This is a genomic window from Vibrio penaeicida (assembly GCF_030689305.1).
GTDB lineage: Bacteria > Pseudomonadota > Gammaproteobacteria > Enterobacterales > Vibrionaceae > Vibrio > Vibrio penaeicida_B.
On sequence record NZ_JAUYVM010000003.1, the window covers coordinates 357,104 to 380,347 of the forward strand.

19 protein-coding genes are annotated in these 23,244 nt (G+C 44.4%); 12 read left to right on the forward strand and 7 right to left on the reverse strand.

Going from position 1 to position 23,244, the window contains the following annotated elements:
* Positions 1-3: 3 nt before the first annotated feature.
* The 9 genes from Q8W40_RS07585 to map all read left to right on the forward strand — a co-directional run bounded on the left by Q8W40_RS07585 (position 4) and on the right by map (position 6,877).
* Positions 4-1,074, forward strand: coding sequence for a FecCD family ABC transporter permease (locus tag Q8W40_RS07585; RefSeq protein ID WP_305396590.1), 1,071 nt, complete (start codon positions 4-6; stop codon positions 1,072-1,074).
* On the forward strand, positions 1,074-1,832 hold the full coding sequence (locus Q8W40_RS07590) for an ABC transporter ATP-binding protein (protein WP_305396591.1): 759 nt from the start codon (positions 1,074-1,076) through the stop codon (positions 1,830-1,832). The genes Q8W40_RS07585 and Q8W40_RS07590 overlap by 1 nt, the downstream gene beginning before the upstream one ends.
* Before the next feature lie 31 nt (positions 1,833-1,863).
* A complete protein-coding gene (locus Q8W40_RS07595; RefSeq protein WP_305396592.1) occupies positions 1,864-2,649 on the forward strand; it encodes a nicotianamine synthase family protein in 786 nt (261 codons plus the stop codon).
* Positions 2,650-2,652: 3 nt separating this feature from the next.
* Positions 2,653-3,951, forward strand: coding sequence for an opine metallophore biosynthesis dehydrogenase (locus Q8W40_RS07600; protein ID WP_305396593.1), 1,299 nt, complete (start codon positions 2,653-2,655; stop codon positions 3,949-3,951).
* A complete protein-coding gene (locus Q8W40_RS07605) occupies positions 3,948-4,820 on the forward strand; it encodes a DMT family transporter (RefSeq protein ID WP_305396594.1) in 873 nt (290 codons plus the stop codon). The genes Q8W40_RS07600 and Q8W40_RS07605 overlap by 4 nt, the downstream gene beginning before the upstream one ends.
* A 72-nt stretch (positions 4,821-4,892) precedes the next feature.
* Positions 4,893-5,303, forward strand: coding sequence for a GNAT family N-acetyltransferase (locus Q8W40_RS07610; protein ID WP_305396595.1), 411 nt, complete (start codon positions 4,893-4,895; stop codon positions 5,301-5,303).
* Entirely contained in the window at positions 5,300-5,740 is a 441-nt protein-coding gene (locus tag Q8W40_RS07615; RefSeq protein WP_101110071.1) for a bifunctional diaminohydroxyphosphoribosylaminopyrimidine deaminase/5-amino-6-(5-phosphoribosylamino)uracil reductase RibD, read from the forward strand. Before Q8W40_RS07610 ends, Q8W40_RS07615 begins: the two co-directional genes overlap by 4 nt.
* Positions 5,741-5,907: 167 nt before the next feature.
* A complete protein-coding gene (locus tag Q8W40_RS07620; RefSeq protein WP_104401706.1) occupies positions 5,908-6,114 on the forward strand; it encodes a ParD-like family protein in 207 nt (68 codons plus the stop codon).
* Positions 6,107-6,877 carry a type I methionyl aminopeptidase gene (gene map, locus Q8W40_RS07625; protein WP_305396596.1) on the forward strand — a complete coding sequence of 257 codons (771 nt, stop codon included), beginning with the start codon at positions 6,107-6,109 and terminating at the stop codon, positions 6,875-6,877. Before Q8W40_RS07620 ends, map begins: the two co-directional genes overlap by 8 nt.
* A 140-nt stretch (positions 6,878-7,017) precedes the next feature.
* Here map and rsgA read toward each other — a convergent pair whose 3' ends face one another.
* From rsgA to malT, 7 genes are all read right to left on the reverse strand, one after another.
* Positions 7,018-8,061: a ribosome small subunit-dependent GTPase A gene (rsgA, locus tag Q8W40_RS07630; protein ID WP_305396597.1), complete on the reverse strand. Its 1,044-nt coding sequence runs from the start codon at positions 8,059-8,061 to the stop codon at positions 7,018-7,020.
* 331 nt (positions 8,062-8,392) lie between these two features.
* On the reverse strand, positions 8,393-8,857 hold the full coding sequence (locus Q8W40_RS07635; RefSeq protein WP_305396598.1) for a copper chaperone PCu(A)C: 465 nt from the start codon (positions 8,855-8,857) through the stop codon (positions 8,393-8,395).
* 4 nt (positions 8,858-8,861) lie between these two features.
* Positions 8,862-9,470, reverse strand: coding sequence for an SCO family protein (locus Q8W40_RS07640; protein WP_305396599.1), 609 nt, complete (start codon positions 9,468-9,470; stop codon positions 8,862-8,864).
* Entirely contained in the window at positions 9,463-9,903 is a 441-nt protein-coding gene (locus tag Q8W40_RS07645; RefSeq protein ID WP_104401711.1) for a hypothetical protein, read from the reverse strand. Before Q8W40_RS07645 ends, Q8W40_RS07640 begins: the two co-directional genes overlap by 8 nt.
* 193 nt (positions 9,904-10,096) lie before the next feature.
* Positions 10,097-11,014 carry a DUF368 domain-containing protein gene (locus Q8W40_RS07650; protein WP_101110064.1) on the reverse strand — a complete coding sequence of 306 codons (918 nt, stop codon included), beginning with the start codon at positions 11,012-11,014 and terminating at the stop codon, positions 10,097-10,099.
* A 674-nt stretch (positions 11,015-11,688) separates the two neighbouring features.
* Positions 11,689-12,378 (reverse strand): hypothetical protein, encoded by a 690-nt coding sequence (locus Q8W40_RS07655; protein ID WP_305396600.1) that lies wholly within the window; start codon positions 12,376-12,378, stop codon positions 11,689-11,691.
* 88 nt (positions 12,379-12,466) lie between these two features.
* Positions 12,467-15,178, reverse strand: coding sequence for an HTH-type transcriptional regulator MalT (malT, locus tag Q8W40_RS07660; RefSeq protein ID WP_305396601.1), 2,712 nt, complete (start codon positions 15,176-15,178; stop codon positions 12,467-12,469).
* A 725-nt stretch (positions 15,179-15,903) separates the two neighbouring features.
* Here malT and Q8W40_RS07665 point away from each other — a divergent pair.
* The 3 genes from Q8W40_RS07665 (at position 15,904) to glgB (ending at position 23,077) form a co-directional block, all read left to right on the forward strand.
* The gene (locus Q8W40_RS07665; protein WP_305396602.1) at positions 15,904-18,381 is read left to right on the forward strand and encodes a glycogen/starch/alpha-glucan phosphorylase; all 2,478 of its coding nucleotides are present in this window, start codon (positions 15,904-15,906) and stop codon (positions 18,379-18,381) included.
* Positions 18,382-18,523: 142 nt separating this feature from the next.
* A complete protein-coding gene (gene malQ, locus Q8W40_RS07670; protein ID WP_305396603.1) occupies positions 18,524-20,707 on the forward strand; it encodes a 4-alpha-glucanotransferase in 2,184 nt (727 codons plus the stop codon).
* A gap of 195 nt (positions 20,708-20,902) precedes the next feature.
* Positions 20,903-23,077 carry a 1,4-alpha-glucan branching protein GlgB gene (gene glgB, locus Q8W40_RS07675; protein WP_305396604.1) on the forward strand — a complete coding sequence of 725 codons (2,175 nt, stop codon included), beginning with the start codon at positions 20,903-20,905 and terminating at the stop codon, positions 23,075-23,077.
* Positions 23,078-23,244: the final 167 nt, after the last annotated feature.

Here is a 23,244-nt window from a genome sequence, read left to right on the forward strand (position 1 = left end):
GTCATGAGCGAAGCAGTCAAATCGCCATTGTCTTCAAACGTTTCTGATAAACGTTCGGGTATTTACCATCAGTTGCAAAAGCGTCGTTTGAAAGTGCTGCTTGCAACGGTGGTGGCGATGAGTATTTCTGTTCTATTTGATATTGGTACAGGCTCTTCTTGGCTGGGTGTTGATCAGGTGATCGAAGCGCTTGTTGGTGGACCGTCGGGAGACAGTCTATCAACAACTATTGTGTGGCAGCTGCGGCTGCCCGTTACGCTGACGTGTATCGTTGTTGGTGCCTCCCTCGGCTTGGCTGGGGGGCTTATGCAAACGTTGCTCGCCAATCCACTGGCGAGCCCATATACACTAGGCATTTCGGCGGCAGCAGGATTTGGTGCTGCATTGGCACTGCTTACGGGCTTTTCTGTTTTTGGATTGCATTGGCTCGGTGTGCCATTTGCGGCATTTGTGTCATCAGGCCTAGCCAGTATGGCTATTTATACGATAGGTCGTAGCCGCAACATGGATGCCAAAGTACTGATTCTTGCTGGTATTGTGGTGCTGTTTTTCTTCCAAGCATTGCAATCACTGGTTCAGTATTTAGCCTCACCTGAAGTGTTACAGCAAATCGTGTTCTGGTTGTTTGGCAGCTTACTTAAAGCGAGCTGGCTGTCATTCTTTGTGTCGGGCGCAATATTGTTGGCAGGTTTGGCGATTGCTTTACCAAAAGTGTGGGCGTTAACGGCTCTGTCTTCAGGGGAAGAGCGCGCCCAAGCGTTAGGCATTAATACCCGTCGATTGCGCCTACAAATGTTCTTGCTTTGTTCGCTGCTGACTGCGGGTGCGGTTTCGTTTGTAGGCACCATTGGGTTCATAGGATTGGTTGCGCCGCACCTTGCTCGAATGTTGGTAGGGGAAGATCAGCGCTTCTATTTGCCTTTAGCAACCTGTATGGGGGCGTTATTACTTTGCGCTTCGTCTTTGGTCGCGAAACTCATTGTACCGGGCACGATTATTCCAATTGGCATTGTTACGTCGCTGGTGGGCGTTCCTTTTCTATTATATTTGCTGGTCAGCAAGAGGTTTAGTTAATGAAACAGTTATTGATTCAGGATCTCGCGCTCAAGGTTGGTCGTAAGCAGGTACTTAAGCGAGTAGACGCCCAGTTTAAGGCTGGGGAATTTTCTGCGATTTTGGGGCCAAACGGCGCTGGAAAAACCACGTTACTCAAGGCGGTTATGGGGATATTGCCCTACAGCGGAAACATATCGGCAACGGACAAAAACGGTAACGCATTACCCCCAACGTCTTTTTCTTATCTTTGTCAGCTTAATAAATCACCGAGTCAATTGACCGTGATTGAAGTGGTATTACTTGGCTTGGTTCATCAGCTTAACTGGCGCATTTCAGAAGAGCAGGAGCAAAAAGCGGAAAATATGCTGCGAGACCTTGGTTTGATTGACATAGCCACGCGACCGTTTTCTCAGCTTAGTGGAGGTCAGCAGCAGTTAGTTTCACTGGCACAAGCGTTGGTTTCGCAACCTGATGTCCTTTTACTGGATGAGCCAACCAGTGCGTTGGATCTAAAACACCAAGTGCAAGTATTGGATCTTGCGCGTCAGTACACGCTGACAAACAACACAATTACCATAGCAGTGCTCCATGATTTATCTCTTGCTGCTCGTTACTGTGATCATTTGATATTGCTGAATGACGGAGAAGTTCGGCACAGCGGTTCTCCAGACTGCGTTTTAGAACCCGAAAAGCTCAGCCAAATCTATCAAGTTCATGTAGATGTTGGTTGCTGCATTCATGGTCACACCCACGTTACTCCCGTCCGACCGCTATAAGCGGATTAGGACGTTTTCAAAGGATGTCATTATGACGATGACTAACAGGCACTATCAACTTTTAGTGACCATCTCTACATTTGAATCCCAAATACATGCATTGACTCAATACAGCGCAGAAAGCTGCGATTGTTTTACATTACTTCAGGTAAAGCTGGATGAGCTTTGTGCGTGGATATTACAGGAAAAACAACAAGCCACCAGCGATGAATTGGGCTACAACCCAGAGCACGACAGGCAATTGAAAAAACTGCGTGAAACTGCAATTAAAGCCTTGTGTATACTAGAAAAACACCAATCTCAGTGTGCTCAGAATCACAGCTTAAGTGTGAGCGATTATTTGTGTCAGTTGTCTGAAAATACCCAAATTGAGCTAAGAAATGCAGGAATTGATAACGACTCGAGAGTCCTTTTTGTTGGTTCGGGTTCTTACCCGCTTTCAGTTTTTACTATCTCTCAACTAACAGGCGCAATCGTGCATGGCGTTGATATCGATGAGCAGGCAGTTGCCATGGCAAATCAGTTGAAAACGTCCAATTTAAGCACGACGTTTGGCTGCGAAGATTTAGTCACAGAGTTTGAGAAATTTCGTCCAACGCACATTGTCGTGGCGTCACTGGTTGAACATAAATGGGAATTGTTAAGCCAATTAAAACCGTATTTAGATAGTACGCATAAAGTGATGGTGCGATTTGGAAATGGATTGAAGTCCGCTTTCAATTATCCATTTAACCCAAATTTGATGGAAGGATGGCAAACCGAACTGATTCAAAATAAAGCGGCGGTTTACGATACCGTTTTAATGGGAAGGGAGTAACTCATGTCTTTTTCATTAGGACGAACGTTAATTATTGGAGCGGGTCCGGCAGCGTTTCAAACGGCTAATCTCATCGCCTCATATTGCGAAACGATTGCACTTGCCAGTCGACAGTCTGTTCGTTGGAATGAGCGCTACGCTCTGCTTGAACAAAGTCGTGTTGCCACGTGTGAAGCGGCAAAGCCTTCACTAGAACGTCTTTCAGGGCAAGTGACATTCGATCACGTGTTTCCAGATCTAACAGCAATTACGGGAAGCTGGGATACGCTGATTTTAGCTACCCCTTCTCACGCTTATAAAGAAGCATTGCTCGCGCTGCCTGAGAACGCCCTTAACGATGTTAAGCAGGTAGTACTTATATCTTCAATGTTTGGTGGGCATCAGTTGGTGAATGGATTTTTCCACTCAAAAGACCTGTCACCAAACATCACTGTTTTTTCCAACTACTATGCAGCGACGAAATTCTCTGTATGCGGTAATACGGATGACGTGCAAACAGCTGGTATAAAAGTCATCACTAAGGCTGCAAAAAAGCGAGTGTATGTCCATGAAAAGCAAAAAGGTGGTGACGCCGCGTCAACCTTTGTGCATGTGCTTGGCAACGTCGGGATTGATGTTGTTGAAATGGATAATGCATTCAGTGTAGAAGGTCGAAACATCACTGCCTATGTTCATCCCGCTTTTTTCATCACGCCTTTTTCGCTGAATCATATTCTCAGTCAAAATGGCGACAAAAAGTTCATGTACAAGCTTTTCCCTGAAGGCCCAGTTACTCAATCTGCCATTAAAACGTTAGTTGATCTTTGGCGGGATATATCCACCTTGATATCGCATCACTCTGGTACACCCATTAATTTGCTCCAATTTCTTAATGACGACAATTACCCTGTTCATGAAGAGACTATCTCGCGAGAACAAATTAATGGATTCAGTAGTCTCTCGTCTATTGAGCAGGAATACCTGATATACATCCGCTATACAGCGATATTGATTGACCCATTTTCAACACCGGATCAACAAGGTCGATACTTTGATTTCTCTGCTGTGCCTTATGCAAAAGGTGAAGTGAAAGACGGAAAATTGATACTGCCTCGTGTACCGCTGGAAGACCTACAAACTCTGTACTGGATTCAAGCGTTAGCAACACACTCTAAGCTGCGTTTACCTGCTGTAGAGCGAATCTTAGATATTTTCGAGTCGTGGCTACATGACAATAAACTGCCCACTGCAGTGGTTGAACAACTTCAATCTCAAGCACAGGAAAACTTGTGTTGGGTTACTAAAGGAAATACATCATTATGAACAAAGGTGTGGCTCTCGCCATATTTTCAGCGCTTATTTTCAGTGTTATGAATGCATTGATTAAAGCGGCAAGTTTAACCATTCCAAGTGCGGAAATAGTATTCTTTCGAAGTGCGATTGGTACTGTCTTGATCCTCGGATTAATGTGGCAGGCAAAAGTGCGGTTTTCCACAACGGGTGTCCCTTTACTGGTTTTAAGAGGGCTATTTGGAGCGGCTTACTTGTTGGCATTCGTGTATACCATTGCACATATTCCATTAGCGGACGCCGCTATTCTGGCGTACTTGTCTCCCTTCTTTGTGATTCTTTTATCAAGCGTTGTACTGGGTGAAAAGTTACCGAAAAAAGCCGCTATCTTGCTTCCTACGGTGTTGGTTGGTGTCGCGCTGGTTGTGAATCCATTTAATTTTGACTCTTTTAATGTGTATGCGCTTGCTGGTGTAGCCAGTGCCGTCTTTGCCGCGGGGGCATCGATTACCATTCGCCATCTGAGTAAAAAGCATCACACCTACGAAATCGTCTTCTATTTCCTTTTCACCGCCATGCTTGTTTCTGCTTATTTGATGAAAGATGAGTTTGTGATCCCTCAAGGAATTGCATGGGTGTATCTGGTTGCGATTGGTGTCGTTTCTCTTATTGGGCAAATTTTCTTAACTAAGGCGTTCACTCACGAAAATGCCGCTGTCGTTGCAGTCACTCGATATATTGGGCTGGTGTTCAATGTGCTTTGGGGCGTTATTTTTTGGCAAGAAATTCCAGATTGGATGACGGCATTAGGAGGCGCAACCATAGTGATTGCGTGCATCGCGTTATCTTGGAAAGGTACACCTAAAAAGCCAACGATTGAACCTAAACCGCAGAATTCTTAGTGGGGTTCTGACTGTTAAACTATTTGAACATCGTATATCTTTGTTTTATAGGATTTCGAAACAGAGATGGCAATGAAAATAGTTGAATTAGATTGGACGCAAACCATTCCTGTTAGGCATGAGGTGCTTTGGCCCGATATGCCTGAAGATTTTTGCCATGTGCCTGGTGATGAAGATGCTAGGCACTATGGCGTTGAAGTGGACGGGAAGGTTGTCTGTGTGGCGTCGGTGTTTATTGATGTAGAAGCGAAATCAGCAAGGCTAAGAAAGTTCGCTACCGTGCTTGAACATCGTCATCTTGGGTACGGTTCATCAGTGGTGGAGCATATTCTCAAGCAGCTCCCCAAAATGGGTATCGAGTATTTTTGGTGCGATGCCCGAGAGTCTGCGATGGACTTCTACCACAAATTCGATATGAATGCGGAAGGCGATGCGTTTTACAAATCAGGGGTGGAGTATTACAAAATGGGGCGACATTTATGACCGACAATTCATTGCACGAAAGCTACATGCGACAAGCGTTTGAGCTGTCAAAAAGTGCACTGCCCGGCTGTCGACCGAATCCACCTGTTGGTTGTGTGTTTGTAAAAGATGGTGAGGTTGTAAGCTCCGGTTTTTCTCAACCTCCGGGCAACCATCATGCAGAAGCGGGCGCAATCGCCGCTTATACGGGGAGCTATGATGGGTTAGTTGCGTATGTGACGTTAGAACCCTGTTCATTCCAAGGAAGAACGCCTTCTTGTGCTAAAGCATTAGTGAGGGTTCGACCAGAAAAAGTGTATGTCGCGATTCTTGATCCAGATACTCGTAACAGTGGCGCAGGAATAAAAATTCTTGAGGATGCGGGTATTGATGTTGAGGTTGGGTTACTTGGGGAAGAAGTGGCTTCCTTTCTGAATCCCTATCTAATTAGAAATTAACGGATATTTTTCATTTGAGCCCGCAGCGAAATCTGCGGGCTTTTTTGTGCTTTACGTATGCTGTTTTCATTGTGATTTGTATACAGCGCATTTTTTATATACATAGGTTTACATAATATATGATTCGCATATACTTCATATATTATTCGTATTCAAAGAGTATATTTATGGGAATTGTGAAAATTGGGGATGAGCTGCATGAAGAGATACGTCAATTCAGCAGTGTGATGAATCGCTCGATAAATGCTCAAGCTGAGTTTTGGATAAAAATGGGGCGCTTGGCCGAGCTGAACCCAACCAAAACGTTTCAAGAGTTGATTCTAGAGCAGATGAAAAGCGTGCCTTTGGCTCAGAAAGAGGCAGCGAATGAATAAGGTGCCGATTAAGTCTGCTCAAGAGATCGAATGGATGAGAGAATCAGGTCGTTTGTTAGCTCAGGTCTTTACCTACTTGAATGCCAAGATAGAGCCAGGAGTGAACACATTTGATATTAACGAGTGGGTAGAAGAATATATTTTTGAAGAGCTGAAAGCACGCCCAGCAAGCATTGGGCAGTATGATTATCAATACGCGCTGAACAGTTCGATAAACCATGTGGTGTGCCACGGCATTCCCGATGAACGAGATATTCTCAAAAATAGCGACATCGTTAACATTGACATAACGCTAGAAAAAAACGGCTACATTGCCGATTCCAGTAAAATGTACGTTATGCCAGAAGCGTCACCACAAGCTCGACAATTGGTTCAAGCAACCTACGACGCTATGTGGCAAGGGATTCGGGCGGTTAAGCCCGGAGCGACACTTGGGGATGTAGGCTATGCCATTCAAAAGCATGCCGAAACCCATGGATACAGTATCGTGCGTGAGTATTGTGGGCATGGCATAGGCAAAGAAATGCATGAAGAGCCGCATGTGCTCCATTACGGGCGACAAGGTGCTGGCGTCAAACTCAAAGCGGGCATGACGTTCACAATAGAGCCTATGGTGAATCAGGGAACGCACAGAACTAAGCTTAAATCGGACGGTTGGACCGTTGTGACCAAAGACAGAAAGCTGTCCGCTCAGTGGGAGCATACCGTTTTAGTGACGGATACAGGGTATGAAGTGCTTACACTTCGTCCAGATGAAAAGTGAAGTGCGTAATGGTAGCCGCCGCTAAATCTGAGGGTTATTCGAATAAAAAGAGAGGTTTCAAATGCGAACCATAGGCTCGCCTTCAATGAAGAAATTTGAAACCATCTCTTTTACTGATTTACAGAGCTATTAAATTGACGCTAGTCAGATGACTTTATATTCCTTCGGTGGCTTTGAACATCCCGATACATCTTAGTCAGAGACTTATATTTCTGCTTTTGCTCGGCGAGGCTTGCGCCATTTCGGGCTTGCTCTCGCAAAAGCTTGAAATAGTTTTTCAAACGCCGCTCCTCTAAGTTGCCTTCATCTATGGCTTTTTTAACAGCACAACCTGGCTCAGACTCATGTTGGCAGTCTCCAAATCGACATTCGAGTGCCAGCGTTTCAATGTCGGAGAAGGTGCTGCTTACGCCTTGTGAACAGTCCGGGAGTTGCAGCTCACGCATTCCGGGCGTGTCTAAAATTAACCCTCCATCGGGGATAATGTGCATTGAGCGAGACGTGGTGGTATGGCGTCCTTTATCGTCGTCTTCTCTTATCCCTCCGGTTTTTTGTAACTCGCTTTGAGTCAGAGTATTGATAAGAGTGGACTTACCAACGCCAGAAGAGCCGATAACACCCGTCGTTGTTCCAGATTTACACCAAGGCTTGATCTGATCGACGCTGTCGATATCCAACCCATTAATGCTAATCACAGGTAGAAGTGGATCTATCGCTTGTACTTGTTCAATGAAATCGTCGGTATTTTCACACTGGTCAGATTTAGTTAAAACAATGACAGATTGAATATTGCTCTCTTTCGCTAGGGTTAAATAACGCTCGACTCGGCTGAGATTAAAATCGTCATTCAATGAGCTGACGATAAGTAACGTATCCAAATTCGCTGCAATGTGCTGCTCTTGTAACTTACTGCCCGCGGCTTTGCGTGATATGAGTGTGGAGCGTTCTAGGTGACGAGAGAAACGTCCATTTCCATCTAGCAAAATCCAATCACCAACGGTTAACTCTGGCAGTTTGGAGGTGATGGGTAGTGCTACTTTGCCTTGTTCGGTCCAAAGCTCATATTGGGAGCGATGGTGCGCAGAAACACGTGCAATATGGTGGTGTTCGTAATCTTCTAACGTCAGTTGTTGTTGAAAGTAAGGTTGCCAACCAAGTTGTGGCAAAGTGAAACTAGAATTCATTTGTCTTCCCCAGACAACGCGCACAGAAATGCGCAATACATAAAAAGTATTGGGGTCGAAATTCGTTTAGATTTGCGTCGAGTTAGACGCGAGACCCCGGTTTAGATACACCGGGCAATAGAAAGGGATTCGCTGGTAAGAAAATTGGGTTGCTAGCGAGTAACGATTTCTTTTGCCGGGCGGTTTTTTAATACAATCATGTTGACTCCTTATAGGCGGTTTATTCGATTGGAATGGCTATGTACAGCCAGACCAATTGCGAAGAATCCAGTATGACAATAGAGGCTAGATTCTTCGCTGGTATTATACTCAATAAATGTTAATGAGCAACTTAGTGGTTATGCTTGTGCTTCATTCCAGACATGACTTTTTTGATTGGCGCTTTTACGGTTTTTTTATCGCCGTTTGCGAACGTTAAATTAATGTCGACAGATTCGCCTTCTTTCAACGCTTCTTTCAGGTCGAAAAGCATAATATGCAATCCGCCAGGCTTTAATGATACGTCACCATTTGCTGGAATTTCGATCGTATCGACCTGACGCATTTTCATTACGTCGCCTTCAGTAATCACAGTGTGAAGTTCCACACGACCCGCAGCAGGTGTTGTGGCTGAAACAATCGCACGATCTTTATCAGAACTGTTCATGATATGCATGAATGCGGCACTGGTTGGTGCATTAGGTGGAGTTGCACGGACATAAGGCTCGTGAATCATTAGACCTTTTGATTCATGGTGAGCTGCGCCAACAATAGGGGCTAATGTTAGAGCGGCAAGTAGAAGAGCTTTACGTTTCATGTTGTTATCCTTGGTTATTTTGTGTTGTAAGAATATCTTTCATCGCGGCTAAAACCGGAGCCGGTGAAAGCGCATGCGGAACCTTAGTAATTAAGCTTCCATCGGGCTTCAAAAAGTAAAAGTAAGAGCTGTGATCCAAGGTGTATTGCAAGGCAGAGTCAGCAAGTTCCGTTTTCCGGAAGATGACACCGTACTTACTTGCAAGAGGCTTGGTTGTATCGAGTGGCGCAGACAGTCCCTCGATATCTTTATGAAAATAGGCAGCATATTCACTGGCGAGTTCAGGCGCATCACGCTCAGGATCAAGCGATATGAACATTGGGCGAAATTGCATTCTTTGTTCATCTTCGAGCTGATTAAGTGCACCAGCCATCATGGCGAGAGAAGTCGGGCACACATCAGGACATCGCGTAAAACCAAAATAAATCACCCGTACTCTGGAGTCGGCGAGATCGTTCAAGTTGACAGGTGTGTTGTCGGCACCGAATAAAGTCACTGGCGCGCTGCTACTTTCACTAGCAAGAGGTAAGGCACTTTGTTGGTCGAAATACATCTTCACTGAAATACCAAGAGCGAATGCAACAACGAGTGCTAGAGCCCAATTCTTATTCATGTATCGTCCTCATTTTTAATGCCGTTTGAACTTCTTTTTGTCCATCACTCAGTTGTCCATACCATGTCATCGTATCTATGGTGCAAACTGGCAACATGAGTTCACCTTCATAGTGACCGTTTCCTTGACCTTCGAGGCGAAACTTCACGACCCCCATATCCATCTCCAATCCTTCCATTTCTAACGTTAAAGATTGAGCTTGGCTTTCTGGCCACACGACGAATACTCGAGTAGGCTCCAAAGGTTGTGTTGAATCATGCTCCATCACAATGGTCGTATCACCACTTTTACAAGGCGTGGTCGAAAGCATGCAGTAATCATCTAGATCGACAGCTTGAGTATCTGATTGCATTGCGTCTAATAAACTTGGGGTAAAGTAACCCGCTAGAAGCGCTAAAAATATGAATGTAACAGGTAATAATTTTTGCAACATTTTCTAAGATAAATCACTAATTTATAAACATGGGAATGCTAGCACATAGCGCAGTATGCGTAACGGTTTTTAAGTCAGAGTGTGACTGCTGTTTGATGGCAGGTTGTTGATGAGTCTCCAAAAACAAAGGAGCCAATTTGTAGGCTCCTTTGTGTTGTATTTTCGAACAGGGTCTGCGATTTTTCTGATGCGTTTACTCGGAACGAGAACCAAACTTTTCCAATCCCCAAACCAATCCAATACCCGCGACCATCATAATAATGGCAAGAGTTAATTGAGAAGGCTGCTGAATCACCGTTTCAAATTCAAATGGCGACAAGTTGTGTTGTACGAGAGGAACTTGCTCGCCCTTAGAATTGGTACGCCAAGAAATGGTTTCTTTCCATGGCCAAATTTTGGGCAATGTTCCTAGCATCAAACCGGTTAGGAAAGTGAGCGTGAAGTCTCGGAAACGCTTCAGAAGCCAAGATAGTACATGCGAGAAGCTGAGTATGCCTACAACACAACCAAGCATAAATAGCATCAATACGTCGATCTGTAGCCCTTTTGCTGCCGCAAGAATAGGGGCGTACATGCCTAAAAGAAGAAGAATAAAACTGCCTGAGATTCCGGGAAGGATCATCGCACAAATAGCAATCATACCTGCGATGAAGATATTCAAGCTTGTATCAGCCATTTGTAACGGGCTTAACACGGTGATGGTGTAAGCAAAACCGACGCCTAACAGTAAAAAGAGACCGGTTACGACATTCTTCTTTTCGACTTGCTTAAGAACATGAACAACGGAAATAAGAATCAGGCCAAAAAAGAACGACCAAAGCGGAATTGGGTGGGTAACCAGCAACCACGAAATCAGTTTTGCTAGCGTAAGGATACTTAAGATGATCCCACTAAACAGAGTAATAAGAAACAAGCCGTTGATGTGTTCAAAGGCAGCCTTAAAGCCTTCTTTTCGCCATATGCCTATAATAGATGGGTTAACACGACGGATACTTTCTAACAAGGTATCGTAAATTCCCGTGATGAAGGCGATGGTACCACCTGACACACCAGGTACGACATCGGCCGCGCCCATGGCAATACCTTTAAAAAAGGTTTTCAAAAGATTCATTAAACTCGTTCATTTTCTTCGATAAAAGGTGGGGCGATTATGATATAGAATGCTTTTGAATGAAAGTAACAACTTATTCATACTCGAGTGACCCATCGGTGTTAGGTCTTTCTTGATAAGATACAACCATTTTAAGGTAGATTTCCGACCATTATGTTGTACTAATTCTGCGTTTCTTTTTACTTGATTTGAGCGCATTTGAAAATAATGACAAAAGTTGGCACACCCATTGCAATATTACTAGTGACCCTTATTAAAGCCGAGGGTCACCTAGCCAACTGACGTTGTTAGTGAACCCGATTTGTTCACAAAAAATATAAGCCAATCGCCATTTGCGGTTGGCTATTTTTTTACCTGCCGTTTACTCTATTCAATATAAATCGTTGTAAATTAAAGATATTTCTCTTGTATGCTCAATGGAATCATTGTGCCGCCTTTATGTGATAATGGTCAATAAAACACGTGCAACGCCTGACAATTCAATCAATATAATATGCGTTTTGTTTTACATTTTGCATCGATTTGCAAAATGGGATTTGCATAATGCAAATTATATGGCATAAATGTGTTTTGTGGCTCAAAAGAGCCGAATATGACAATTAGATTTCGATCACAAATTTATATTATAGAAGTGGTTTCTTTGGGGCTTATAAAGGTGAGTGAATTATAGGAAATTAGATATTCTTAAATGCCCAACGATACGCATTATAAATTGCTTCTTTCGCCCCACCTTTTTTGATTAAACCAGTGCTCGACAATATATGATCCGCTGGCCAAGTTAAAACCTCTTGTACTGATACTCTCAATAACGAAGTCTTGTTAATTTGCACTCTATTCCATACTGGTAAGCTCATCGCGTAAGATGCGCCATTTAAAACCGCGTAGAGCCGCTGGCTTAAGGGGAGTTGAGGTTGAGACATAACCAATATATCAGGTAGCAATAGAGTACGACTGACAGGGTCACAGAACAGAACTTTCCTCGGCTGATTAGAACCAAGTATAGAAGCTTGAAATACTTCTCCTTTAAGAAAAGGATGCGTTGATGATGACAGCGCGTCATCGAAATTAAGATCGGAGCGCGTTTGAATGACGGTTGGGGTTGCTAGAAAATACGCGTCCGAATACGCCAACCACCATTCCGACAGCGCATAATGGTAGCTTGGTGATGATACTATTACCTGACCTACCATACCGATCTCAGAAAGGGACAGTTGCAGCTGAGTGGTTAACTCTACTGGGTTGATTACTATCAACATCCCATCATCTCTTTTTAAAACAAACATTCTATGTATGTTGGTTATGCCGAAATGACGGGTTTTGGTATCCCAGTACCAGAGGCGATCGGAGTGCCATTCGATTAACATCAGACCTCCATGTCTGTTGTGTGAGCGACCATTCAAGCTATACCCAAAGTATCTTGAGGTCATACATATTAGCTTTTCGCCGTACGCTCTAGACGTAACCCATTAGGTGAAGAAGATTTTCGGCAGTTTCTACTGCTTCCTTTCTATTTGCAATAGCCAATTTTTGATACAAGTTTCGAATGTGGGTCTTGATGGTGGTGCCTGCAACATCCAGCTCATGAGAAATTTGCTCGTTACTTAACCCTGCATATATTAACCCAAGAACCTGCCATTCTCTTTGAGTTAACGGGCTGGTTTTGACCAATTCTGGTACGTCAGGGTGATTGACTAACTTCTCGATCAGCTGTTCATCAAAATGGACTGAGCGATTACGATGTTTATTGCTTATCTCTTTGATCAACTGTTGAATGCGATGCTTTTCAATATCCCCAACGCTGGCTTTAGCCAACAAGTTTGTCAGTGGGCTAAGCAGTCGTTCTCCATCAACTAAGTAATAACCTATAAAGCCTGTTTGCAAGGTCAGTTTCATTGCTTTTTCCAGTGCATCTTCTGCTTTTTCTTGTTCGTCCATTAAGATATGAATATTAGCTTCCAATACGAGGTTTCTATTTTGATCGGTGACCAAACAAGCGCTAATGGCTTCATTTTGCAAAAATGCCATGGTTTCTTTAGCTTGCTCTACCATATTTAAGCTGAGGTAAGCTCGGCAAATATTGCGCCATTGGAGCTGGCTGAAGTGATTTCGCGCGGCAGTGGGGCGTTGAACTGTACCTAACCAATGTTCAATTTCTGACGACATCCCCTTAGCTTGCCAATACAGCAACAATGAAAGTGATGCGTTGGCACTCCAATCTATGTGATAGTCCGAATGTTGGATTAGGTGCTGAATTTGTTCAACGTAGCGTGCTGCTTTATCCAATTCTCCGCGACCGATGGCGATACGAGCTAGCATAGAGTAGCCAAATAAATGGTTGCTTTGATCGTGCTTTCCAAGAACATCCAGACCACGGAATGCGCAATCTTCTGCCTCGTCTAGCTTGTTCCATCCCCAAAGTACTTGAGCACGAATTCGAAGCAGAAATTCATGGAGAGGAAGTTGGTTTAAATGCTGTTCTTGCACTAAGCGGAATGCTTTGTCTTGGACTTCGTAAGCTGATTGTACAAGCCCTTGTGCGATCAGAATTTCGCTTTGTTGCAATAGCGCCCACAGTGCTTGAGGGACTATTTGGTATTGGCGAGCCAGCTTTTCCGTTTGCTGCATCAAAGGCAGAGCACGATCCAAATGCCCCAAAACATGGTTGACTTCTCCCATGACTGACGTCGCAACAATGCGGCTACGGTAAGTGGTGGTGTTGAGTTGGCTAAGCGCAAGTTCCGCTAATTGCTGTGCACGTTCTGGTTCATTTTGATTAATAGCAACCTGAGCCAATAAAGCGTTTACTTGCCCTTGGTCGTTATTCGTTAGCTCTAGTTCTTTGAGAGCGAGTTGCTTACCCGCTTCGTCCAGCAATGCTCCGACTCTGTCGTATTGGTGCTGACTTTGAGCTATCCACGCTCGCAACAGTGCTAAGCTTGGCTGACTGAATCGCTGGTCGACAGGCAAAAACTCTAAAGCACGCTCCAATAATGCGAGCTCCCCTTTGTTGAACATTGCCCACCCGTGCTCATTTAAAATATGAATCACGAGATCGCCGTCTTTCGATTTTAAGGCGTGATTAAGTGCTTGATCGGAGTTCTGGTGATGCAGCCAAGCCTTTGCTGCTGCGTGATGAAGAGAGGCGTCTTGATTCGGTAAGTGAGTTTGCCTTTCATGTGCGAGGAATTCGCCGAATAAATTGTGGAAGCGATACCAGTTTTGTTCACCTTCTAAAGGATATATGAACAAACCAAACCGGTTAAGGCTTTCTATCATACTCAACGAGTCTTCTCTGCCTGTTACTTGAACCGCGAGTGCGTCGTTAAACATATCGAATACCGAACATTGCATTAAAAAATGCCTTGTTTCTGAATCTAACAAGTCGAACACTTCTTCAACGAGATAATCCCAAAGATGACTATGATTGAAATCCGATATGGTTGCCGCGGATTGAATTAGCGTCCTTTTTTGATGCTGTGCTTGTAAAGCAAAAAGTTGAAGGGCAGAGGGCCAACCTTCTACGTATTGGCAAAGCATATCTGCGGTAGAATCATCAATACCGTCGGTGACTCTTAAGTTAAAGAACCGGGTGGTTTCATCTTTATCAAATGCCAGCGACTCGTTATCGACTTCAATCATCAAATCGCGAACGCGCAAGTTAGCAGCGCCTAACGGAGGAAGAGCACGGCTAGTGACAACTAAGGTGATGTTTTCAGGCAAATGTTTTAGGAAAAATCGTAACCCGTCGTGAATCTCTTCATTGACGATGCAGTGATAATCATCCAGCACCAAATAGCAGGTATCGGTGGTTTGGCTTATTTCAGAAAAGAGTTCACTGAATAAAGATTTGAGCGAAGAAAACTGTCTTTTTTCAGCCAGAGCGAGAGACTTTTTACAGGCGTTACCTGTCGCGTTATTGAGTGCTCGTAAAAAATAGTTAACAAACCGGAAAGTTTCGTTATCCGTATCGTCAATACTGAACCACCCTACATTAGACTGCTCAGTCAGCCATTGCGCTGCCATGGTGGTCTTCCCATATCCAGCGGGTGAGCGAAACAATATCAGTTTACAGAAGGGCGCTTGTTTGAGTAGCTCTAGCACTCTTGGTCTGAGAATAGCGTTGTGTAGGCGTTTAGGACGAGTAAGCTTAGAAGGGATCCACATGGTTATACTTCTAGTTATTGGTGAATTCTAGCTTGGATACTACGAGGAGCCGTTCTCACCTACATTGATCGATCTCTTAAATCCGGGTTTGCGGCTAATAATGGATACGCCTACGCCCTAAAAGTGTGATGTGAGTCTCGTTGATTCATGCGTCAGAATGGAAATTAGGCTAAGAAAACACAAGTTTCGGGCGGGCATAAACAAATTGTCTTGCCCACTTATAGTGCAGTAGCGGGCATCGTTAGGCTTAAAACCTGAATATCGTCATTGTATTTCCGACCCGATTACTTGTGTTGCAAAAAAAATATGAGTTTGATCACCTTAGGCGTTTATGCTGTGCGACATTTGAGTGATAGCTCACCACGTTGATGCATTTCTCAACCCTACGCCCTCTTTCCTCCTCCTTCTCATCCCCTAATCAGGATGATGTTTTCATCCTTTATTACGCGGAACATAGACATGCTACCCAAGCGGTTTTTGTTCGATGGCTGCACTTATTTCGTTAGGTGCAGCTCAAAACGATATTTGCTGTGAGCATGAACACCAGAATCGATATTACTGGCTTGTTTCTCAAAGCTTATTCACCGCTTGGTTATCGTCCCAAGTATGCTTTTTGTGCTGAGTTTTCGTCCGTTAATGGCTTGCCTAATAAGAGTCAACTGCGTTTGGTAGTCTATCGCATAAGGTGGTTTGGGGTTATGGAGAACCAACAATGAGAATTCCAAATGAAGCCTAATAAGCAATCAAATATAGAAAAACAAAAGAATTTTAATAAAGAAGAGTTCAAACAGTCCGTAAAAAAACATTTGGCAGCAACTTATGCAACAACCATTGAAAACGCGTCTGAAAGAGCTTGGTATTTAGCAACAGGTCGTGCGTTGGCTGAGCTTACAACCTTCGACTTGCTTGAAACCGAAAACGATCCAAATATCAAAAACGCGAGAAGCGTCAACTATCTATCCCTTGAATTCCTTATTGGTCGATTAACGGGCAACAACCTAATTAGTATGGGGTTGTATGAAGCTGTCGATGAAGCTGTAAAAGAGTTAGGTCAGAACCTAACAGACATTCTCGAAGAAGAACGGGACCCAGCCTTAGGAAATGGTGGCTTAGGGCGTTTGGCTGCTTGCTTTATGGACTCTTGTGCCGCCCAACAGTACCCAACGGTTGGCTATGGTCTTCACTACGAATATGGGTTATTTCGCCAATCGTTTGAAGAATGCCACCAAAAAGAAGCGCCAGATGCGTGGGCAGGTGTCGAGGGATATCCGTGGGAAATCGCGAGACCAGAATTTGCTCAACAAGCCGGATTTTACGGGTTTGTCGAGACGTACCTCAATGATGCAGGTGTAGAAAAACGCCGCTGGAAACCGGGCATGTTTGTTCAAGGGATGCCGTGGGACATGCCAATTGTGGGTTATCAAAGTCGAACCGTTTACCCACTGAGACTGTGGGAATGCCGCGCCATTGCGCCATTCAGCTTGGCAAGCTTTAACAACGGTGACTATTTCGAAGCGCAGCATGCTCTTATTGATGCCGGTAACGTAACAAAAGTGCTGTACCCGAACGACAACCACGAAAAAGGGAAAACGCTGCGCTTAATGCAGCAATACTTTCATGTGCGTTGTTCAATGGCGGATATTCTACGTCGCCATAAAGCCAATGGCCACGCCCTTGAGAAGCTCCCAGAATACGAAACCATTCAGTTAAACGACACGCACCCAACGGTCGCTATCCCAGAATTGATGCGCATTTTAATCGATGAGCACAATTATGAGTGGGATGCAGCATGGCAGATATGTTCTAGCACCTTTGCGTACACCAACCATACGTTGCTACCGGAAGCGTTGGAAACATGGAGTGAAGCATTGCTTCAGCGTTTACTTCCACGCCATATGGAGATCATTTACCAAATTAACCACTTATTCCTTCTTGAAGTGAAAGAGAAATGGCCTGGTGATGTCGATAAGATGCGCAAGCTTTCCATTATTGAAGAAGGAACTCACCGAATGGTGCGAATGGCGAATTTGTGCGTTGTTGGAGCCTATGCTGTCAACGGGGTAGCAGCGCTTCACTCTTCCCTAGTTAAGAAAGATCTGTTCCCGGAATTTCATGAAATGTTCCCTACGCGATTACAGAACGTAACCAATGGCGTAACGCCAAGGCGTTGGTTGAAGTTTTGTAACCCTGAGCTTTCGAACCTTATCACCAGCAAAATAGGTGAGGATTGGATCGCGGACTTAGATGAACTAAGAAAAATTGAGTCGTTTGCGACAGATACTGAGTTCCAAGCAGATTTCATGCGTGTGAAACAAGAGAACAAGCAGCGCTTGGCGAACTGGGTCAAAGACAACATGGATATTGAGTTAGATTCCAATGCCATATTTGATGTCCAAATCAAACGCCTACATGAATATAAACGTCAGCATCTAAACTTGCTTCACATTCTATCTCTGTATCACAGGCTACTTAACGAGCCTTCGTTTGACATGGTACCTCGTGTTGTTTTCTTTGCCGCCAAAGCCGCGCCAGGTTACCACCTAGCTAAAGAAATTATTTATGCCATCAACAAAGTGGCAGAGAAAATCAACAGTGATGAGCGTGTCAATCACAAACTGAAAGTCGTGTTTATGCCTGATTATCGCGTCAGCATGGCGGAAATCATTATCCCTGCAGCGGATGTATCGGAGCAAATCTCTACGGCAGGTAAAGAAGCATCCGGTACAGGTAACATGAAACTCGCGCTGAATGGTGCGCTGACTATTGGAACCATGGATGGTGCAAACGTCGAGATTCGAGAAGAAGTTGGAGACGACAACATTTACATCTTCGGCTTAGAAGTGGATGAAGTAACGGCTCTGCGTGAGAAAGGCTATAACCCGTATGATTATTACCATGCCGACCACCTTCTGAAAGCATCGCTCGATCTCCTGCTTGGCGAAGAATTCACACCGGGGAAACCTGGCCGTTTAGCCGCTACCTACGAGAGCTTGTTAGACGGGGGGGATCCATACTTGGTTCTGGCTGATTTTGCGTCCTACGTAAAAGCACATGAAGATATGGATGCCCAGTACAGAGACCAACAAGGTTGGGCGAGAAAAGCCATTATCAATACCGCTTTGGTTGGGAAATTTAGCTCGGATAGAAGTATCCGTGACTACGTGAACAACATTTGGAAACTGAAAGCGGTTAAGCGTCAGTAATAGGTAAAACGCCCCTAGGTAAAGATTAAGGGCTCAGTTGGCTAGTTTTGATAAGCAGAAGTGGGTGAATTTGGTGAAGCCATTCCCCTCTTTTGCGTCAGAAACACAGGAAGGTAGGGAACGTCGACCTTCGGAGAACGATATGAAAGAAGTAAGTAAGACCACACCAGAAGCAATAAAACACGTTGCTTCTATGGCAAATATTTCGGAACACTACATTAATGCCATGGGAGAAGAAACAGACGTCTCCGCGGCAACTGTCGAATATTTACTGTCGTCCCTGGGTTACGACGTTTCGAATGATAAAGCGCTGCTAAAATCGGCCGAGAAAAAACACAAGAAGCCCGTTTTACAATCCATACTGGTACTGACGGATGATGAAGATGTACATGTAGATTTGCACCTTGGGGCGAGTGCGCGCGAAAGCGAATTCAGTTGGCGTCTAGAGACTGAAGAAGGTGATGTACTTGAAGGTTACCTGCAATCTCAGATAGTGAGTGATCGCCGCAAAGCAGGCGGACCACTTACCTTTTCTTTACCTAATAACCTTCCTTGGGGATACCACAAACTTACATTAACGCGTAAGCGCCGAAAAGCGCCTTATGAAATGACGTTAGTCATCGCCCCTAAAAGCTGCTACAAACAAGAACCCCTGCTGTGTGATGAAAAAATGTGGGGACCGAGCATTCAGTTATACACCTTACGCACATCCCATAACTGGGGCATGGGTGACTTTGGAGACTTAAAGCAACTTGTTGGAGAAGTAGCAGAAAGAGGAGGGGATTTCATTGGGCTCAACCCAATACATTCCTTGTTTCCTGCAAATCCAGAAGGAGCAAGCCCTTATAGTCCCTCATCTCGACGTTGGTTAAACATACTGTATATCGATGTAAGTTCCGTCCCTGAATTTGCATTGAGTAAGGAAGCACAAGCCCGAGTGGGCAGTTCTGAGTTTCAACAGCGTCTACACCAAGCACGAGAATCCCACTGGGTGAATTACAGTGAAGTGTCTGCTCTGAAAATGAGTGTACTACCGACACTCTACCAAGAATTTAAACGTCGGCATTTAGATAACAATACCGATAGAGCGTCAGAGTTCATGCGGTTTGTTGATAACGGCGGACAAAGCTTACTGCAACAAGCGACATTCGATGCATTGCATGCTCACTTGCGCGAGCAATATGATGATATTTGGGGCTGGCCGGTATTCCCTGAAAAGTACCAGAAATATCATAGCCCATCGGTACGCAAGTTTATTGTTGATGAGGAAGATTCCATTCAGCTATATCTGTATTTGCAATGGATTGCGGATAGTCAGATCCAAGAAGCTCAGCTATTGGCTGAAGAAAAAGGCATGCAAATAGGGTTGTACAGAGACTTAGCGGTTGGGGTTTCCGATGCGGGTTCAGAAACGTGGGCGGATACTGGAGAGCTGTGTCAGGATGTGAGCATTGGCGCGCCACCAGATATTCTAGGGCCACTGGGTCAGAATTGGGGTCTACCGCCTCTCAATCCACAGGAGCTTCAAGCAAGGTCGTACAAGCCATTTATCGATTTGATTCGAGCGAATATGAATCACTGTGGAGCATTGCGAATTGATCACGTTTTAGGGTTACTTCGCCTTTGGTGGGTACCGAAGGGTGAGAATGCATCTGAAGGTGCTTATATTTACTACCCAGTAAAAGAGCTTCTTGCTTTGCTGGCACTTGAAAGCCATCGTTACAAGTGTTCAGTCATTGGTGAAGACTTAGGTACTGTGCCAGATGAAATTGTCGAGTTACTTTCCGACGCGGGCATTCATTCTTATAAAGTGTTCTTTTTTGAAGTAGCCGAAGATGGTGGTTATTACTCTCCAAAGCATTATTCACAGCAGTCTATGTCGGCACTTTGTACGCACGATATGCCGACTTTGAAAGGCTTTTGGCATTGTGACGACCTAAAGCTTGGGCAAGAACTCGGGCTGTACCCGGACGAAGCACAGTTAAATAAGCTGTTTGACGATAGGCTAAGAAGCAAGCAAGAGATTCTTAACAGTGTCGCTTGGCACGGATATCTGCCAGAAGGCATCGGTCGGGATGCAGCAACCGTTCCAATGGATAGGCACTTAAGTGAAGCTCTTCAGTTACATTTAGCTGCGGGTAACAGTGCGTTATTTAGCGTGCAATTAGAAGATTGGTTAGAGATGGATAACCCAGTCAACATTCCTGGTACTGTTGATGAATATCCCAACTGGCGCCGAAAGCTTTCAGTTAATTTGGATAATATTTTTTCTAACGACAACATTCACAGTCTAGCCGAGCAATTAACGGCACTTAGGAAAAATTGAGCTTAGACCTTTTTATGCAAATGATTTCATTTTTAAGTTGAGATGATAGACTGAATTGAAGATAAAAGTGTCTATATAAAACCTGTACTGGTTAAAAATGAACTGGTGCAGGGTTCGGACTCTGCTTATAAAGATCAAACATCAAATATTTCAATAATTATTATTTAGCTAACAACGTTCTTAGGGGACAAGGCATTGAATAAAAAAAGACAACCTAAACGCGCCTATGCCCAACTTTCTCAAGCTGCATTTTCCGATCCATTTTCTTTTCTAGGTCCTTACAGTCAAGAAAGTGGTATCGCGTTAAGAATCTGGATTCCGGGTGCAGACAATGTTCAGTTGGTATTAGACGACAATACTCGCCTTGATCTCGAAAGAGAGGAAGCGAGCGGCTTCATTCTAAAAGGTGATCTAGATTTAACACACATTCATTATCGCTTGGCTGTCGATTGGTCGGGTACAGAGCAGATTGTTGATGACCCTTATCAATATCATGGGCTCTACACCGAATACGATGATTTGCATACCCCCAAGCAAATGTACCAACAGATGGGAGCGCAATTCGTTACCATGAATCGTGGTAGTGAAAAAGTGAGTGGTACTCGGTTTTTAGTTTATGCCCCACATGCTTCAGCAGTCAGTATTATCGGTGCATTTAACCATTGGGACGGGCGTAGAAGCCCATTACAGAAGTTGGATTATGGAATTTGGGGGTTGTTTGTTCCCGATCTACCGGAAGGCACTCAATACAAATTTGAAATGAAAGGACCAGACGGGGAAGGTTTACCTCATAAAGCGGATCCATGGGGATTTCATTCAGAACAACATCCGTCGTTTGCTTCACTGACGTACAATCACCAGCGATACGACTGGGCAGATAGCGCATGGCAAGAGCGTCCAGTCACAGAAAAACGTAAAGAAGCCCTTTCTTTTTACGAGCTACATGCTGGTTCATGGAAGCGCAATGAAAACGGTGATTTCCTCAATTACCGAGAATTAGCCGAGCATCTGATTCCTTACCTTAAAGATTTGGGATATACCCATGTTGAATTGATGCCTGTTTCAGAACACCCATTTTACGGTTCTTGGGGCTATCAACCTGTTGGCTTGTTTGCACCGACGAGTCGCTTTGGATCACCAGATGACTTTAAGTACTTTGTTGATCAGTGCCATCAGGCGGAAATTGGCGTGATACTCGATTGGGTACCTGCGCACTTCCCATCGGACGATCATGGGTTGGCAAACTTTGATGGTACGCCACTTTTCCACGACCCCGATCCGCGGCGTGGCTGGCATCAGGATTGGAATTCATTTATCTATGATATGGGGCAAGAGCATGTCCGCCGTTTCTTGGTCTCGAATGCTCTGTATTGGTTTGAACAGTTCCACATCGATGGAATCCGAGTGGATGCAGTCGCTTCAATGATCTACTTAGATTACTCTCGCAGTCACGACCAATGGGTACCTAACATTGATGGAGGAAACGAGAACTACGAAGCTATCGCGACTCTTAAATGGATGAATGAAGAGGTCTACCGACATTTCCCGAACGCGATGACCATCGCAGAAGAGTCAACGGCATTCCCTGGTGTATCTGCGCCAACCTTTATGGGAGGGCTTGGCTTTGGGTTTAAATGGAATATGGGTTGGATGCACGACAGCCTCTCTTACATAAAAGAAGATCCCGTCCATCGAAAATACCATCACGACACCATCACCTTCCCACTTGTGTACGCGCACAGTGAGAACTATGTGTTGTCGCTTTCTCATGATGAAGTAGTTTATGGCAAAGGTTCAATCCATAACAAGATGCCCGGTGATGAATGGCAGCAAACCGCAAACCTGAGAGCTTACATGGGGTATATGTATGCTCAACCGGGTAAGAAATTGAATTTTATGGGGGCAGAGTTTGGTCAGACCGCGGAGTGGAATCACGATGATCAATTGCAGTGGTTTTTACTTGATTTTGAGCGGCACCAAGGCGTTCGAGACCTCACGCGTGATTTAAATTTCCTGTATCGCAATGAAAAAGCATTACACGATCAAGACAGTCACCCGAATGGTTTTGAGTGGCGCTTGCAAGATGCGAAAGAAGCGAGTGTATTGGCTCACGAGCGTATTGCTGAAAATGGCGACCGTATACTCATAATTAGTAATTTTACACCCGTGCCACATGAACGTTTCCGATTGGGTGTGCCAAACCGCGGAACGTACATGTTGCTTTTGAATACGGATGATGTTGCCTACAGCGGCAGCGGCTTTAAAGTTTATGAGTCGGCAGAAACTGAACGTGTTGTTAGTGAAGGCTTAGATGACTCTTTATTGTTGAGTATTCCACCGCTATCGACGGTGTTTTATAAGCTTCAATAATTATACGTCCTATTAGCAGTGCATCTTGTCTGCTTTACGGTCTATAACTAACATCGTAACCATAATCATCGTAACCATAATCGAAATCATAAAAAGAGCGAGCCGTGTAAACGGTCTCGCTCTTGTTTTTATACGAACACGGCTACTTTGTAGAGAGTTCGATTATG

Excerpts from the sequence above, each read along its gene's own strand:
- Q8W40_RS07585 (WP_305396590.1), top strand. The coding sequence starts at position 4 with ATGAGCGAAGCAGTCAAATCGCCATTGTCTTCAAACGTTTCTGATAAA.
- Q8W40_RS07590 (WP_305396591.1), top strand. The coding sequence starts at position 1,074 with ATGAAACAGTTATTGATTCAGGATCTCGCGCTCAAGGTTGGTCGTAAG.
- Q8W40_RS07595 (WP_305396592.1), top strand. The coding sequence starts at position 1,864 with ATGACGATGACTAACAGGCACTATCAACTTTTAGTGACCATCTCTACA.
- Q8W40_RS07600 (WP_305396593.1), top strand. The coding sequence starts at position 2,653 with ATGTCTTTTTCATTAGGACGAACGTTAATTATTGGAGCGGGTCCGGCA.
- Q8W40_RS07605 (WP_305396594.1), top strand. The coding sequence starts at position 3,948 with ATGAACAAAGGTGTGGCTCTCGCCATATTTTCAGCGCTTATTTTCAGT.
- Q8W40_RS07610 (WP_305396595.1), top strand. The coding sequence starts at position 4,893 with ATGAAAATAGTTGAATTAGATTGGACGCAAACCATTCCTGTTAGGCAT.
- Q8W40_RS07615 (WP_101110071.1), top strand. The coding sequence starts at position 5,300 with ATGACCGACAATTCATTGCACGAAAGCTACATGCGACAAGCGTTTGAG.
- Q8W40_RS07620 (WP_104401706.1), top strand. The coding sequence starts at position 5,908 with ATGGGAATTGTGAAAATTGGGGATGAGCTGCATGAAGAGATACGTCAA.
- map (WP_305396596.1), top strand. The coding sequence starts at position 6,107 with ATGAATAAGGTGCCGATTAAGTCTGCTCAAGAGATCGAATGGATGAGA.
- rsgA (WP_305396597.1), bottom strand. The coding sequence starts at position 8,061 with ATGAATTCTAGTTTCACTTTGCCACAACTTGGTTGGCAACCTTACTTT.
- Q8W40_RS07635 (WP_305396598.1), bottom strand. The coding sequence starts at position 8,857 with ATGAAACGTAAAGCTCTTCTACTTGCCGCTCTAACATTAGCCCCTATT.
- Q8W40_RS07640 (WP_305396599.1), bottom strand. The coding sequence starts at position 9,470 with ATGAATAAGAATTGGGCTCTAGCACTCGTTGTTGCATTCGCTCTTGGT.
- Q8W40_RS07645 (WP_104401711.1), bottom strand. The coding sequence starts at position 9,903 with ATGTTGCAAAAATTATTACCTGTTACATTCATATTTTTAGCGCTTCTA.
- Q8W40_RS07650 (WP_101110064.1), bottom strand. The coding sequence starts at position 11,014 with ATGAATCTTTTGAAAACCTTTTTTAAAGGTATTGCCATGGGCGCGGCC.
- Q8W40_RS07655 (WP_305396600.1), bottom strand. The coding sequence starts at position 12,378 with ATGTTAATCGAATGGCACTCCGATCGCCTCTGGTACTGGGATACCAAA.
- malT (WP_305396601.1), bottom strand. The coding sequence starts at position 15,178 with ATGTGGATCCCTTCTAAGCTTACTCGTCCTAAACGCCTACACAACGCT.
- Q8W40_RS07665 (WP_305396602.1), top strand. The coding sequence starts at position 15,904 with ATGAAGCCTAATAAGCAATCAAATATAGAAAAACAAAAGAATTTTAAT.
- malQ (WP_305396603.1), top strand. The coding sequence starts at position 18,524 with ATGAAAGAAGTAAGTAAGACCACACCAGAAGCAATAAAACACGTTGCT.